The 13,460-nt window shown below is 71.3% G+C and carries 15 protein-coding genes; 3 read left to right on the top strand and 12 right to left on the bottom strand.

All coding sequences use genetic code 11. From position 1 onward, the window contains the following. The first annotated feature begins 34 nt into the window (after window positions 1-34). Entirely contained in the window at window positions 35-595 is a 561-nt protein-coding gene (locus ACGFNU_RS06360; protein ID WP_392590690.1) for a helix-turn-helix domain-containing protein, read from the top strand. A 53-nt stretch (window positions 596-648) separates the two neighbouring features. On the opposite strand, the gene ACGFNU_RS06355 is transcribed toward ACGFNU_RS06360, so the two are convergent. The 11 genes from ACGFNU_RS06355 to ACGFNU_RS06305 form a co-directional block, all read right to left on the bottom strand. Further along, window positions 649-1,836 (bottom strand): ABC transporter permease, encoded by a 1,188-nt coding sequence (locus ACGFNU_RS06355; protein ID WP_392590688.1) that lies wholly within the window; start codon window positions 1,834-1,836, stop codon window positions 649-651. Continuing rightward, on the bottom strand, window positions 1,833-2,471 hold the full coding sequence (locus ACGFNU_RS06350; protein WP_392591025.1) for an ABC transporter ATP-binding protein: 639 nt from the start codon (window positions 2,469-2,471) through the stop codon (window positions 1,833-1,835). The genes ACGFNU_RS06355 and ACGFNU_RS06350 overlap by 4 nt, the downstream gene beginning before the upstream one ends. Before the next feature lie 233 nt (window positions 2,472-2,704). After that, window positions 2,705-4,075, bottom strand: coding sequence for an efflux RND transporter periplasmic adaptor subunit (locus ACGFNU_RS06345; protein WP_392590686.1), 1,371 nt, complete (start codon window positions 4,073-4,075; stop codon window positions 2,705-2,707). A gap of 111 nt (window positions 4,076-4,186) precedes the next feature. Beyond that, window positions 4,187-4,609: a hypothetical protein gene (locus ACGFNU_RS06340; RefSeq protein WP_392590684.1), complete on the bottom strand. Its 423-nt coding sequence runs from the start codon at window positions 4,607-4,609 to the stop codon at window positions 4,187-4,189. Between the two features lie 159 nt (window positions 4,610-4,768). After that, complete coding sequence (gene proC / locus ACGFNU_RS06335) at window positions 4,769-5,563, bottom strand: pyrroline-5-carboxylate reductase (RefSeq protein WP_392590682.1); 795 nt, start codon at window positions 5,561-5,563, stop codon at window positions 4,769-4,771. A 104-nt stretch (window positions 5,564-5,667) separates the two neighbouring features. Continuing rightward, window positions 5,668-6,588, bottom strand: a complete 921-nt coding sequence (locus ACGFNU_RS06330; protein WP_392590681.1) for a proline dehydrogenase family protein — start codon at window positions 6,586-6,588, stop codon at window positions 5,668-5,670. 111 nt (window positions 6,589-6,699) lie between these two features. Then, the gene (locus ACGFNU_RS06325) at window positions 6,700-7,887 is read right to left on the bottom strand and encodes an LCP family protein (RefSeq protein ID WP_392590679.1); all 1,188 of its coding nucleotides are present in this window, start codon (window positions 7,885-7,887) and stop codon (window positions 6,700-6,702) included. A 59-nt stretch (window positions 7,888-7,946) separates the two neighbouring features. Next, complete coding sequence (locus tag ACGFNU_RS06320; protein WP_392590678.1) at window positions 7,947-8,681, bottom strand: ABC transporter permease; 735 nt, start codon at window positions 8,679-8,681, stop codon at window positions 7,947-7,949. Next, the gene (locus tag ACGFNU_RS06315; protein ID WP_392590676.1) at window positions 8,678-9,412 is read right to left on the bottom strand and encodes an ABC transporter ATP-binding protein; all 735 of its coding nucleotides are present in this window, start codon (window positions 9,410-9,412) and stop codon (window positions 8,678-8,680) included. Before ACGFNU_RS06315 ends, ACGFNU_RS06320 begins: the two co-directional genes overlap by 4 nt. A 155-nt stretch (window positions 9,413-9,567) precedes the next feature. Then, window positions 9,568-10,296, bottom strand: coding sequence for a TetR family transcriptional regulator (locus ACGFNU_RS06310; RefSeq protein ID WP_392590674.1), 729 nt, complete (start codon window positions 10,294-10,296; stop codon window positions 9,568-9,570). Continuing rightward, the gene (locus tag ACGFNU_RS06305; protein ID WP_392590672.1) at window positions 10,293-11,177 is read right to left on the bottom strand and encodes a sugar phosphate isomerase/epimerase family protein; all 885 of its coding nucleotides are present in this window, start codon (window positions 11,175-11,177) and stop codon (window positions 10,293-10,295) included. Before ACGFNU_RS06305 ends, ACGFNU_RS06310 begins: the two co-directional genes overlap by 4 nt. A gap of 144 nt (window positions 11,178-11,321) precedes the next feature. Here ACGFNU_RS06305 and ACGFNU_RS06300 point away from each other — a divergent pair, with 144 nt between their 5' ends. After that, window positions 11,322-12,020, top strand: a complete 699-nt coding sequence (locus ACGFNU_RS06300) for a class I SAM-dependent methyltransferase (RefSeq protein ID WP_392590671.1) — start codon at window positions 11,322-11,324, stop codon at window positions 12,018-12,020. A gap of 68 nt (window positions 12,021-12,088) precedes the next feature. Further along, window positions 12,089-13,189 carry an alpha/beta fold hydrolase gene (locus ACGFNU_RS06295; protein WP_392590670.1) on the top strand — a complete coding sequence of 367 codons (1,101 nt, stop codon included), beginning with the start codon at window positions 12,089-12,091 and terminating at the stop codon, window positions 13,187-13,189. Between the two features lie 8 nt (window positions 13,190-13,197). Here ACGFNU_RS06295 and ACGFNU_RS06290 read toward each other — a convergent pair whose 3' ends face one another. Beyond that, entirely contained in the window at window positions 13,198-13,440 is a 243-nt protein-coding gene (locus tag ACGFNU_RS06290; RefSeq protein ID WP_392590669.1) for a hypothetical protein, read from the bottom strand. Between the last annotated feature and the right edge of the window lie 20 nt (window positions 13,441-13,460).

Genomic DNA, 13,460 nt, shown 5'->3' with positions numbered 1-13,460 from the left:
TCAAATCGAACTCCTGGACGTCTGGAGCGAACACGTGCCGGAGCAGCAGGGCCCGCCCCTCGACCTGATCGCCGCGTCGATCCGCCGCGAACGCGAGCGCGCCGGCATCTCCCAGACCGAGCTGGCCAAGCGGGCCGGCATCGCCAAGTCCACGATGTCCCAGCTGGAGTCGGGAGCCGGAAATCCCAGCGTGGAGACGTTGTGGGCGCTCGGCGTCGCGCTGGGCGTCCCGTTCAGCAGGCTGGTCGAGCCGCCACGCCGCCACGTTCAGGTCATCCGCGCCGGAGAGGGCCCGGTCACCCACTCCGAGCACGCCAGCTACGCCGCCACCCTCCTGGCCTCATGCCCGCCCAACGCCCGCCGCGACATCTACCGCCTGGACGTCCAGCCCGGCGAGCCCCGGATCTCCGAACCGCACATGCCCGGCACGTCCGAACACGTCGTGATCGGCGCCGGCCGCGCGCTCGTCGGGCCGGCCGAGGAGCCGGCCGAGTTGGGACCGGGCGACTACGTCAGCTATCCGGGCGACGCCCCGCACATCTTCCGAGCACTGGAACCGGGCACGACGGCGGTCATGGTGATGGAACACATCTGAACACCCAGTGCGGAGCACTCACCCAGTGCGGGGGCTCATCCAGCGCAGAGCGCTCATTCCGTGCGGAGGGCGATGACGGGGTCGAGGCGTCCCGCGCGCCGGGCCGGGACGACGCCGAAGAAGATGCCGACCCCGGCCGACACCAGGAACGCCAGCACGGGCGACCACCAGGTGATCGCGGCCGGGACGGGCGACACGGCCGTGATCGCGACCGAGAGACCGGCGCCCAGCAGGATCCCGGCCGTGCCGCCGATCGTGGTCAGCAGCACCGCCTCCACCAGGAACTGGGCCAGGATGTCGCGCTGCCGGGCGCCCAGGGCCTTGCGCAGCCCGATCTCCCGGGTTCGCTCGCGCACGCTCACCAGCATGATGTTGGAGACGCCGACCCCGCCGACCAGCAGGGAGATCGCGGCGATCGCGGCCAGCACGCCGGTGAGCGCGCTCAGCACGGTGCCGATGGTGCCGAGCAGCTGCGTCTGCGTGATCGCCGAGAACTGCTCGCCCTGGTACTTGCGCTGGAGGGCGTCCACGACCTCCTTCTGGAGGCGCGGGATGTCGCCGCTCGTCGGCGCGCGGATGGCGATGAAGTCGATCCGGTCGACGCCGAACATCCGCTGCGCCGTGGTGACCGGGACGTGCACCTCGGCGTCCCGCGTCTGGCCGAACGTCTGCCCGACCTCCTCGAAGACCCCGACGACACGGAACCGCGTGCCGCCCGCGATCGCGACCTGGCGGCCCACCGGATCGACGTCCCCGAAGAGCCGGCGGGCGATGTCCGAGCCGAGCACGACGACCCTGCGCCGGGTCTCGACGTCCGTGCGGCTGAGGTAGCGGCCCCGGCGCAGCGGCCGGTCGAAGACGTTCTGCACGTTCTCGTTCGCGCCGACGATGCTGGAGAACGTCTGCGCGCGGCCCGCCCGGACGATCTCGCCGGAGTTGAGGGCGACGGCGATCTGCCCTTCGTCGCCCGTCACCCGCCCGAGGTAGGTGACGTCCTCCAACCGCATGCGGCTGATCGTGGGCACCGCGCCGAACGAGAACTCCCCCGGCGCGACGAAGATGATGTTGGAGCCGAGCCCCTCGATCTCGTTCTCCACCAGGTTGCGGGCCCCGGTCCCGATCGCCACCAGCACCACCACGGCCGCGACCCCGACGACCACGCCGAACATCGTCAGCGCGCTGCGCAGCCGGTTGACCCGCAGCGCCTCCAGCGCCACCCGGAACGACTCGCCGAGCCTCACGAGACATCACGTTCGATGAGGCCGTCGCGGATGTGGATCTGCCGCCGGGCCCGATCGGCAACGTCCGGCTCGTGCGTGACGAGGACGATCGCCACGCCCTGCTCGGTGTTGAGCCGCTCCAGCAGGTCCATCACCTCGTGGCCGGTACGGGTGTCGAGGTTGCCGGTGGGCTCGTCCGCCAGCACCACCCCGGGCTCGCCGACCAGCGCCCGCGCGATCGCCACCCGCTGCTGTTCACCGCCGGACAGCTGGCTGGGCCGGTGATCGAGCCGGTGCGCCAGGCCCACGGTGCCGAGCGCGGCGACGGCCCGGCGCCGCCGTTCGCCACGCGACATCCCGCGATAGACGAGCGGGAGCGCCACGTTCTCCCTGGCGCTCGTCCGGGCGAGCAGGTGGAACGACTGGAAGACGAAGCCGATCTGCGAATTGCGGAGCTCGGCGAGCTCGGTCTCGCTGAGCTTGGCGACGTCCTTGCCGCCGATGCGCAGGAGCCCGCCGGTCGGGCGGTCCAGGCAGCCGAGCAGGTGCATGAGCGTGGACTTGCCCGACCCGGACGGGCCGAGGATCGCGACGAACTCCCCCTCGTCGATCCGGACGCTCACCCCGCGGAGCGCCTCCACCTCCACACCCTCCATCGTGTAAGTCCGGGTGACGTCCACCGCCTCGAGCGCAGCACGCGCCCGCCCAACCGCCTGCCCGGCCGCAGGCTCGGACGCCCGCCCAGCCGCAGGCTCGGACGCCTGCCCAGGCGCGGGTTCGGGAGCCTGCCCGGCCGCTGGCTCGGATGCCCGCCCAGCCGCTGGCTCGGGCGCCTGCCCGGCCGCTGGTTCGGGCGGCGGCTCGGGCGGTGGTTCGGGTGTGGGCCCGGTCATGGGGAGAGCTCCTGGCCCTGCTTGATCGAGTCGGCGCCGCGGACGACGACCTCTTCGCCTTCCTTGAGGCCGCGGGTGACCTCGACGGAGGTGTCGCCCTGAGCGCCGAGCCGGACCACGCGCCGCTGCGCACGGCCGCCGACGACCGCCCACACGACCGAGTCGCGGCCGCTGCTGACGATCGCGGCGGACGGCACCGACAGCACGTCCGTCACCTCGCGGACGCGCAGGTCGACGACCGCGCTCATGCCGGGCTTGGGCATGGGCGCCCGGCCGCCGCCGGAGAGCGTGCCGTCCTTGAGGACGAGCGTGACCTTGTACGTGACGCCGCCGCCGGTGGACTCCTTGGGGGTGACGCCGACGCCGGTGACCTCGGCGGTGTACGTCCCGCCCGGGACGGCGTCGAGTTCCACGTCGGCGTCGACGCCCTCCCTGATCTGCAGCACATCGGTCTCGTCGACGTCGGCGGCGAGGGAGAGCCGGGAGACGTCGGTGACCGTGACCACGGCGTCGCCGCTGGAGACCGGGGCGCCCGTCGCGATCGAGGTGGCGTCCTTGGCCCCGCCGCCGAGCCCGCCGAGCGCCGCCAGGCCCGAGGAGGCCGAACCGCCGCCCTGCCCGGCGAGTTGCTGGGGCAGGCGGCCGGCCAGGTCGCCGAGACCGCCACCGCCGCCCGCGGGGCCGCCGAGGCTGACGACGCCGTCGAACGGGGCCTTGATCGTGAGGGCCTTGACGGTGCGTTCGGCGGCCCGCACCGCGGCGCGCGTCTGGACGCGCTGGGCCGCGGTGATCGAGGAGAACGCGTTGCCGGCGCTGTCGAGCCCCGCGTTGAGGCGCGCGACGGCGTCCCGGGCGGCCATGGCGGCGGCCCGGTACTCGCCCTCGGCCCGGGTGATCCCGGCGAGGACGAGCGCGCGCTGGCGCAGGTCCGGGATCTTCAGCGCGACCTTCCGGGCGGCGGCGAATCCCTGCCGCGCGTTCCGGTCCGTCTTGCGCTGGAAGCCCGACATGTCGAGGGCGGCGGGCATGGAGGCGCCGCCTCCGGCGAGCGAGCCGTCGGCCTCGCGGGCTTGGGCGAGCTGCTCTTTCGCGGTGGGCGAGCCGATCCTGGCGAGCACGTCGCCCTCCTGGACGCGGTCGCCGTCCCCCACGTACAGGCGCTCGATCGTGCCCTCGGCGGACGCCCGCAACGTCGCGGCCGCCCGCGCGGACACGGTCGCCGGAGCCTCGACGACCTCCGCGACGTCGGACCGTGCCACCTTGCCCAACCGGACCCGGTCGGCGTCGTCATCGCCGCTGCACGCGCTGAGCTGGGCGGCCAGCAGCACGGCGACCGCGACCGCGGGGAGGTAACGCCGCACTGACATGCGCGTCATCGTAAAAGCGTGCGGATCCCCACGTAAGGGCTTTACCGGGCGATCGCCACCCGGCTGACCTCTCCCGGTCAACAGCTGAGATCTGCGTCACCCTCTGGTAGATCACACCCTGGAGGCATGGGCCTCCGAGCCGTGCCTCGACGTCGGGCGCACGGTGAAGAAGCCGACCAGAGCCGCCAGCGCCGCTATGCCCTCACCGACGAGACTGATGGTCTTCTCGGTGTACCAGACCGGCTCGTGCATGGCCGGGAGCGGGCCCAGCTGCCCCACGTCGACGTAGTAGTAGAGGAGCAGCGCGCCGACCGCGCTCGCCGCCACCAGGAAGGCGATCGCGTAGGTCACGCGGTTGGCCAGGACGAGGACGGCGATCCCTGCCAGCGCGGCGACGATCGCCTGGGCCTGGAAGAGCACCTCACCGTCGATGGAGCCGCCCTGGCTGCCCTTCATGTCGGGCGCGAACTGCCAGTGCACGTATGCGTCGGCCGCCAGCCCGGCGGCCACGAGGAGACGCAGCAGAATTCCCATACCCACTACACGGCCACAACCCCCACTCAGGATCAATGGCCGAACAGAGTTATAGCCGGAAATATCCCCCCTGCCACCGGGGGCGTTCCCTGAGGTGAGCCGCTGGTCTGCCGGAATGGCCCAGGGCCGGCCCGGAGGCGCGCCAGGTCGGCGCCGGGGTCAGCCGCCGGCGAGTTCTCGGCCGCGGTCGCGGGCGGCCTCGATGGCCTCCAGGACGGCGGCCCGCACGCCGTGCTTCTCCAGCTCCCGGATCGCCGCGATCGTCGTCCCGCCCGGGGAGGTCACCGCCTCGCGCAGCAGCACCGGATGCTCACCCGAGTCGCGCAGCATGACCGCGGCGCCGACGGCCGACTGGATCACCATCTCCAGCGCGGCGGCGCGCGGCATGCCGAGCAGGATTCCGGCGTCCACCATCGCCTCGACGAGGTAGTAGAAGTAGGCCGGACCGCTGCCGGAGAGCGCGGTGGCGCCGTCCTGCAGCGACTCGGGGATGCGCAGCACCTTGCCGACGGGGCTCAGCAGCTCCTCGGCGAGCTTGAGGTGTTCCTCGCCCGCGTGCGACCCGGCCGAGATCACGCTCATCGCCTCGTCCACGTGCACCGGGGTGTTGGACATGACGCGGACGACCGGCACGCCGGCGGGCAGGCGCTTCTCGATGAACGCGGTGGTGATCCCTGCCGCCATCGAGATCACGAGCCGGCCGGCCGGGATGTGGCCGCCCACCTCGTCCAGCAGCACGCCCATGTCCTGCGGCTTGACCGCGAGGACCAGCACGTCCGCGGTGGTGGCCGCCTCGACATTGGTCACGATCTCGATGCCGTAGCGTTCGCGCAGCAGGGCGCCGCGCTCCTCGCGCCGGGCGGTGGCCATCAGCTCGGCGGGACGGCGGCCGGCCCGGAGGACCCCGGACAGCAGGGCCTCGCCCATCTTGCCGGCACCCAGAATCGCGATCATTTCAACACCTCAGGCAGGGAATGGACGTCCCCACCCTAGGGCGTGTCTCAAAGTCGGCGCAGTAGGGCAGCTGGCTTTGAGACACGCCCTCGCGTCGGGAGGCCTCAGGACTTGCTGGCCAGCGACCTGAGGAAGAAGCCAAGGTTGGCGGGACGCTCGGCCAGGCGGCGCATAAAGTAGCCGTACCACTCTTGCCCGTACGCGACGTACACGCGCACCTGTGCCCCCTGGGCAGCGAGGCGGCGCTGCTCTTGCGGGCGGATCCCATACAGCATCTGGTACTCGAAGCTCTCGGCCTCACGCTCGTTCAGCACGGCGAGCGCACCGGCGATGTCGATGAGCCGAGGGTCGTGCGTGGCGAGCATCGGGTAACCCTTGCCGGCCATCAGAACCTTCATGCAGCGCACGTACGCCTTGTCGACCTCGTCCTTGTCGTCGAAGGCCACGTCCTCGGGAGCCGCATAGGCACCCTTGCACAGCCGTACGCGGGACCCCTCGTACGCCAGCTCGGCGCAGTACTCCTCGGAGCGCCGCAAGTAAGCCTGGATGACGGCCCCAGTGTCAGGGAAGTCGCGACGCAGCTCGTGCAGGATGCGCAGCGTGGAGTCGACCGTGGTGTGGTCTTCCATGTCCAAGGTGACCGTGGTGCTGGCCTGACGGGCCGCGGTGCAGATGCGGCGCGCGTTCTCCAGGGCGAGGTCCTCGTCGAACGCCTGGCCGAGGGCCGTGAGCTTCACCGAGACCTCGGCGCGCGTGCCCAGCCCGGCACCCGCCAGCCGGTCGAGCAGCTCGACATAGCCCTTGACGGTCGCCTCCGCCTGCCCGGCGTCGAGGGTGTCCTCGCCGAGCACGTCCAGGGTGACGAGCAGGCTCTCGCCCGTGAGCTCCTCGGTGGACCGCAGCGCGTCGTCGACGGACTCACCCGCCACGAAGCGGTGCACGACGTCGCGCGTGAAGGGCGCGGTCTCCACAAGTTTGCGTACGCCGCCACTGCGCGAGGCGACCAGCAGGGCCTGACGAAGCACTTCACATCCCCTTGTCCGGTGGGACGGCTCTGTCCCCCTTGCTCCAGGTTAATGCCCGGAAAGCGGACGACGATCACACGGGGTGGACAAGCCAGGCACGCTCGGCATGGGTCAGGAAACCTTGCCGATACGGTTCACACCGCCGTACTTCGCAACGTAGTCGGCCATCTCGGCCGTCTTCACCGCGGTGAAGAGCGCGCCCGCCTTCGCGCGGTCGAGGAGCACGACGCTCTGCTTGCCGCGCCGGGCGCTGCCCTTGTTGGGCGCGGTGATGAACGCCACGCTGGACGCGCGGATGTTGCGGAGGCTGAGCGCGAGCGAGCGCAGCTTGCCGGCGTCGACCTCGTCGTCCACGCTGATCGACTTGGTGAACGCCGACAGGAACCGGTCCAGCTTGAGCGGGTTGGAGATGGTGCCCCCGTCCGCCGCCTTCTTGGCCAGCGCGCCCAGGAACGCCTGCTGCCGCTTGATCCGGTCGAAGTCGCCGTTCGGCAGGTTGTAGCGCTGCCGCACGAAGAGCAGGGCCTTCTCGCCGTCGAGCTTCTGCCGCCCGGCCTGCCAGCTGACCTTGCGGGCCGGGTCGTACACGCTCTGCGCGATGTCGACGTCGACGCCGCCGAGCGCGTCGGTCATGGACTTGAAGCCCTCGAAGTCGATGGCGCCGAAGTGGTCGATCCGGATGCCGGTGAGCTTCTCGACGGTGTCGATCAGCAGCGGCGGGCCGCCGAACGAGAACGCGGCGTTGATCTTCTGGTTGCCGTAGCCGGGGATGTCGACCCACGAGTCACGGGGGAACGAGACCACGTACGCCTTGTCCCGGTCGGCCGGCAGGTGCAGCAACATGATCGTGTCCGACCGCTGCCCGCCCGGCTTCCAGACCTGGCCCCCGTCGCCCGTGGTGCCCATGTCGGCGCGGGTGTCGGAGCCGACGAGCAGCCAGTTCTCCGTACCGGTCACGTTCGGCCCGGGACGGCTCTTGCTCGTCGGCATCACGCCGTGGATGCGGTCGATGTTGCCGTTGTAGGACGACTGCCGCTGCCAGAGGAGCCCGCCGATCCCCGCCACCACCAGGAGCACGAAGACGAGCACGGCGGCCAGGACGCGGGGCCAGCGGCGCTTACGCTTCCGGTGGCCGTCGCCCGGTTCGAGCTCATCAGGCGTGAATTCGCCGGGTTCGCCAGGTGCTCGTGGTTCGCCGAGCACGCCCAGCCCGCCGAACGCTCCGGGCTCTCCGGGCTCGGCCGGTGCGCCGGGCGAGGGCTGGGGCGCCTGGGGACCGGGGGGGTCGAGGGGGCTCATGGCGCCGGAGGTTATCAGCCGATTGCCCTCGTTTTAGCCATGGTCAGAAGGTTCCGGGCTCATGGGGTGCGGCGGCGGAGGGTGGCGGCGCCGAGGACCAGCGCCAGCAGCGCGCAGCCCGCGATGACCACCATGTCACGCCACAGGTCGCCGGTGATGCCGGTGTTCGCGCTCACCTGCTTCATCGCGTCCACCGCGTAGGAGAGCGGCAGCACGTTCGAGATCGCCTCCAGCCAGCCGGCCATCTGGTCGCGCGCGACGAACATGCCGCAGAGCAGGGCCTGCGGCAGGACGAACGCGGGCATGAGCTGCACCGCCTGGAACTCCGTCCGGGCGAACGCGCTCGCGAACAGGCCGAGTGCGACGCCGAGCACGGAGCAGAGCAGCGCCACCAGGACCAGCGACCAGACCGAGCCGTTCAGGTCCAGGCCCAGCCAGGTGAGCGAGATCGTCAGGACGACCCCGACCTGGAGCAGGGCGACCAGCCCGAACGCCAGCGCGTACCCGAGCAGCAGGTCCAGCTTGCCCGCCGGCATGGTCATCAGCCGTTCCAGTGTTCCGCCGGTCCGCTCGCGCAGGGTCGCCACGCTCGTCACCACGAACATGATCACGAATGGGAAGATGCCGAGCAGCAGCGGGCCGACGCGGTCGAACATCCCGGGCCCGTCGAACATGTAGCGCAGCAGGATCATCAGCAGGGTCGGCACGCCGACGATCAGACCGATCGTGCGATGGTCGTGCCGCAGCTGGGACAGGATCCGCCGCGTCGTGGCGAGCGTGATGGCGAGATTCATGCCCGGGCCCCTTCCCGTTCGTTGATCAGCTGGAGGAAGACCTTCTCCAGGTCCTGGACGCCGGCGCGGTCGCGCAGCCCGTCGGGGGTGTCGTCGGCGAGGATCTCGCCTTCGCGCATCAGCAGGAGCCGGTCGGTGCGGCCCGCCTCGTCCATGACATGGCTGGAGACGAGGAGCGTCGTGCCGCGTTCGGCCAGGTCGCGGAAGAGCCGCCACAGCTCCTCCCGCAGGACGGGGTCGAGGCCGACGGTGGGCTCGTCCAGCACCAGCAACTCGGGGGTGCCGAGCAGCGCGACGGCCAGGTTGGCGCGATTGTGCTGGCCGCCCGACAGGGTCGCGACGATCTGATCACGGTGCCTGGTGAGCCCGACCTCCTCGATTGCCCGGTCAGCGTCGGACTTGGGCGCCCCCAGCACGGAGGCGAAGTAGCGCAGGTTCTCGTAGACGCTCAGGTCGTCGTAGACGGCCGGGCTCTGCGTGGCGTACCCGACACGCCTGCGGAGGCTCGCGGTGCCGGCGGGCTCGCCGAGCACGGTCACCGTGCCGCTCTTGACGATCTGCACGCCGACGAGGGCGCGCATCAACGTCGTCTTGCCGCATCCGCTCGGGCCGAGGAGGCCGACCACCGAACCTCGCGGAACATCGAACGTGAGCGCGTGCAGCACCTCGCGGCCGCCTCGGACCACCGTCAGGTCGCGCACGCTCACCGCTGCCGGACCAGAACTCATCATGTGTTGAATTTATGTCGCCGAGCCGGCCGGCGTCAAGGCGGCACAACGCCTCCGGGTGGCAGCGCGAGGTTTCGGAATGCCGAAAAGCCCGTGCCGACGGACGGCACGGGCAAGGAAAGGGCAGGTAAGAAAGGGCCGGCGAGAAGGGGCGGGCGTCAGCCCAGGTGACGCTGGAGCGTCGGAGCCAGCAGCTCGACGAGCTCGTCCGGCGTCGACGAGGCGATCGGCTCGACCTCCAGCACGTACCGCAGGATCATCACGCCGATCATCTGGCCCGCGGCGGCCTGCACCTTCAGCAGCGGGATGTCGTGCACCCCGGCGGCACGGGCGAACAGGGCGGCCGACACGAACTCCCGCATCATCACCGCCGCGCGCGCGTTGGTCATCGCCGAACGCAGCAGCGCGATGATGGGCGCGCGGTGCTCGGGCACCTCCCACACCGACAGGAAGGTGCGGACCATCGTCTCGCCGAGGTTCTCCCGGGGCGTCGCCAGGATCTTGGGCAGCAGCTCGGCCGGGTCGACCGGAAACCGCATCGCCGCGATGAAGACGCCCTCCTTGTTGCCGAAGAAGTGGTGCACGAGCGCCGGATCGACCCCGGCCCCGCGAGCGATGGCGCGCAGCGAGGCACCGTCGTAGCCCTTGTCGGCGAACAGCTCGCGAGCCGACGTCAGGATCGCCTCGCGCGTCTCGGTCGGACCGGGCCGCCGCCCCGGCGGCCGGCGGCCGGGCTCCTTGCCGGGCGCCTGCGCGGCGTCCTTGCCGGGCGCCTGCGCAGCGTCCTTGCGAGGCGTCCGCGGGGCGTCCTTGCGCGGAGCCTGCGCGGCGTCCTTGGGCGAAGCCTGCGCGGCCTTCTCGCGCGGAACCTGTGCGGACTCGGTCACCGGATGCCCCGGGGCGAGACCTCGCCGCCCGAGGTGACCTCCCACGTACGGTCGGCGGCGGCGAGGTGCAGGCGGGTGAACGCGAGGGCCTCGGCCAGGTCCTCCATGCGCTCGGCGCGGGTGGTGGCCCGGCGGGTGTTGACCTCGAGGACGATGTGACCGCGATAGCCGTCGTCGGCGAGCCGCTCCAGCATCGGGCCGCACGGCTGGCCGCCCCGGCCGGGCACCAGGTGCTCGTCCTTGTTGGTGATGCCGACGCCGTCGGCGAGGTGGACGTGGCGGAGCCGGTCGCCGAGATCGGCGGCCATGTCCAGCGCGTCCGAGCCGGACACGGCGGTGTGCGAGAGGTCGAGGGTCACGTGCGGGTAGTCCTGGTCGACGGGGTTCCAGTCCGGGAGGTACATGCCGGCCTCGGCCCCGCGGGCCTTGAGCGGGAACATGTTCTCGACCGCGAAGAGCACGTCGGTCTCGTCCTGCATGCGGGCGATGCCCTCGACGAACTCCCGCGCGTAGTCGCGCTGCCAGCGGAACGGCGGGTGCACCACGACCACGTCGGCGCCGAGCTCCTCGGCGACCTCCTTGGAGCGCACGAGCTTGCCCCACGGCTCGCGTCCCCAGACCCGCTGCGTCAGGAGCAGGCAGGGCGCGTGGATCGATTTGATCGGCATCTGGTGGTAGTCGGAGAGCCGCCGCAGCACGTTGAGGTCCTGCGAGGAGGCGTCCGTCGAGACCATGACCTCGATGCCGTCGTAGCCCAGCAGCGCCGCGATCTCGAAGGCGCTCGGCACCTTCTCCGGGTAGACCGACGCGGTGGACAGCGTGATCGGGGCATCCGGGACCCGGATGCCCGGTGAAACGACGCCGTTGTGCTGCGGGGTCAAGGCTCCCTCGCCAGTGATCGGTAGGCAGTGGTCGCTCGGCGGTGTCCGTCGTGTGGAAAGCCTATGCGCTACCGGCGCCCGCTCAACCTCCGGCCCTTGGTGATCCGCGTTGCTCGACGCCGGGACTGACTACGCTCTGTCCCCGTGGTCGAGATCGCTCCAGGCGCCGTGCCCAGCCCGAACATCTGGAACTCCCCGCGGGTCTACGAGATCGAGAACCGCGCCGTCGACCCCGACGGCGCGCTCGAGTCGGCGATGCGCGCCCTCAGGCCGTGGGACGGCGCGACCGTGCTCGATCTCGGCTGCGGCACGGGCTTCCACCTGCCGATGTTCGCCCGGGACGCGGCTCAGGTGGTCGGCGTCGAGCCGCATGCCGGTCTTGCCGCGGCGGCCCGGCGGCGCGTGGCCGAAGTACCAAATGTGACGGTGCGTGTAGGCGCGGCCCAGGCTCTTCCGATTCCGGACGCGTCCGTCGACGTGGTGCATGTCCGGTGGGCCTATTTCTTCGGCCCGGGTTGCGAGCCGGGCCTGGCCGAGCTCGACCGCGTCGTCCGGCGCGGCGGCGCGATCTTCATCATCGACAACGACGCGACCCGGTCGACCTTCGGCGGCTGGTTCCGGCGCGGGCTGCCGTCGTACGACCCGGAGGCGGTCGAACGTTTCTGGACGCGGCGCGGCTTCACCCGCGAGCCGCTGCTGATCCGGTGGTCGTTCGAGAGCAGGAAGGATCTCGCCGCGGTGCTCCGCATCGAGTTCCCGGAGGCACTGGCGGCGGAGTTCCTGCGGGAGCACGAGGGGTGCGAGGTCGACTACGCGGTCAACCTGTGGTGGCGCCGCGTCTGAGGCGGTTACTGACTAGTCGGTCACATTCGCGGCGAGGGTCTGGCCCACTACTGACTCGCCGTACAACAATGGCGTCTCCGACGATCGTGCCCCCTCAGGAGGTCGGGACCATGGGCCGTGCCGCCAGGACGAGCAGCGCCATCCTCGCCACCACCGCGCTCGGCGCCGGTGCCGCGGGCCTCGGGCTCGCCGGGCAGCGCCGGGCCGTGCGGCGCCTGCGGCTGCGCCCCGACGCGCACGCGGGCGAGCCGTTCGGTTCCCTGCGCGGCCGCCCGGTGCCGGTGCGCGCCATGGACGGCACCCGGCTGTACGCGGAGATCGACGGCGACGACCGCACCGACCTCGCGGTCGTCTTCTGCCACGGCTGGACGCTCACCCAAGACTCCTGGCACTTCCAACGCAAGGCCCTGCGCGGCCTCGGCCGTCTCGTCTTCTGGGACCAGCGTGGCCACGGCCGTTCCGACGGCGGCGACCGTACCGAGAACGACCTCGCCCAGCTGGCCCACGACCTGGCCGCCGTCATCGAGCAGACCGTGCCCGCCGAGACGCCCGTGGTGCTGGTCGGCCACTCGATGGGCGGCATGACGATCCAGCGCTACGCCGACGCCTTCCCCGACGAGCTCGGACGCAAGGTGCAGGCGGTCGGCCTGCTCAACACCTCCTCCGGCGGTCTCGGCGAAGTCACCCTCGGCCTGCCCGCGCTCCTCGCGCGGTCGACCCAGCGCGTGCTGCCGCGGGCGTTGCGAACGCTCGGAGCGGGCTCGGGCGTCATCGAGAAGGTCCGTCACCTGGGCCGGGACGGCACGCTCCTCTTCCTCGACCAGTTCGTCTTCGGGCCCGGCGCCAGCCCGGCGGCGGTCGCGTTCACCGAGGAGATGCTGGCCGACACCCGGCTGGACGCGCTCGTCGACTTCTTCCACTCGATGATCTCCTACGACGTGATCAGCGAGTGCGCGGAGCTAGGCAAGGTCGACACCCTGGTGCTCGGCGCCGAGAACGACCTGCTCACCCCGATCGAGCACAGCCTCAAGATCGCCGCCTGCGTCGACTCCGCCCGGCTGGAGGTCATCCCGACCGCGGGCCACATGGCGATGCTGGAGCGCCCCAGCCTCGTCTCCGACCACCTAGGCGACCTAGTCGAACGCGCCAAAAAGTCGATAGCCGCCTAACCACCACCTCAGCCCCCACCGCCCCCGCCCAATGCCGCGGTCTTCCATACTTCGGCCGTCCATGCCGCCGCCATCCATGCCGCTGCCGCCGTCGACGCCATCGCCGTCCATTCGGCGACCGTCTCCGCCGCTCCACGCAGCCGTCCATGCCGCAGTCGTTTTATGCGGCCGCCGTCCATGCGCGGCCGTTCATGCCGCTGCTCGGGATGCCGTTGTTCGCGGTTCTGGGGGGTGGGTGGTGCGGCGGGCACGTTGTGTCACTGGGGACCTC

This window comes from Spirillospora sp. NPDC048911 (genome assembly GCF_043198015.1).
In the GTDB taxonomy this organism is placed as follows: domain Bacteria; phylum Actinomycetota; class Actinomycetes; order Streptosporangiales; family Streptosporangiaceae; genus Spirillospora.
Note: the sequence above shows the minus strand (reverse complement) of the source record. Positions and strands in the feature narration are given on the sequence as shown.

Excerpts from the sequence above, each read along its gene's own strand:
- ACGFNU_RS06295 (WP_392590670.1), top strand. The coding sequence starts at position 12,089 with ATGGCGTCTCCGACGATCGTGCCCCCTCAGGAGGTCGGGACCATGGGC.
- proC (WP_392590682.1), bottom strand. The coding sequence starts at position 5,563 with ATGATCGCGATTCTGGGTGCCGGCAAGATGGGCGAGGCCCTGCTGTCC.
- ACGFNU_RS06315 (WP_392590676.1), bottom strand. The coding sequence starts at position 9,412 with ATGATGAGTTCTGGTCCGGCAGCGGTGAGCGTGCGCGACCTGACGGTG.
- ACGFNU_RS06325 (WP_392590679.1), bottom strand. The coding sequence starts at position 7,887 with ATGAGCCCCCTCGACCCCCCCGGTCCCCAGGCGCCCCAGCCCTCGCCC.
- ACGFNU_RS06345 (WP_392590686.1), bottom strand. The coding sequence starts at position 4,075 with ATGTCAGTGCGGCGTTACCTCCCCGCGGTCGCGGTCGCCGTGCTGCTG.
- ACGFNU_RS06320 (WP_392590678.1), bottom strand. The coding sequence starts at position 8,681 with ATGAATCTCGCCATCACGCTCGCCACGACGCGGCGGATCCTGTCCCAG.
- ACGFNU_RS06350 (WP_392591025.1), bottom strand. The coding sequence starts at position 2,471 with ATGGAGGGTGTGGAGGTGGAGGCGCTCCGCGGGGTGAGCGTCCGGATC.
- ACGFNU_RS06340 (WP_392590684.1), bottom strand. The coding sequence starts at position 4,609 with ATGGGAATTCTGCTGCGTCTCCTCGTGGCCGCCGGGCTGGCGGCCGAC.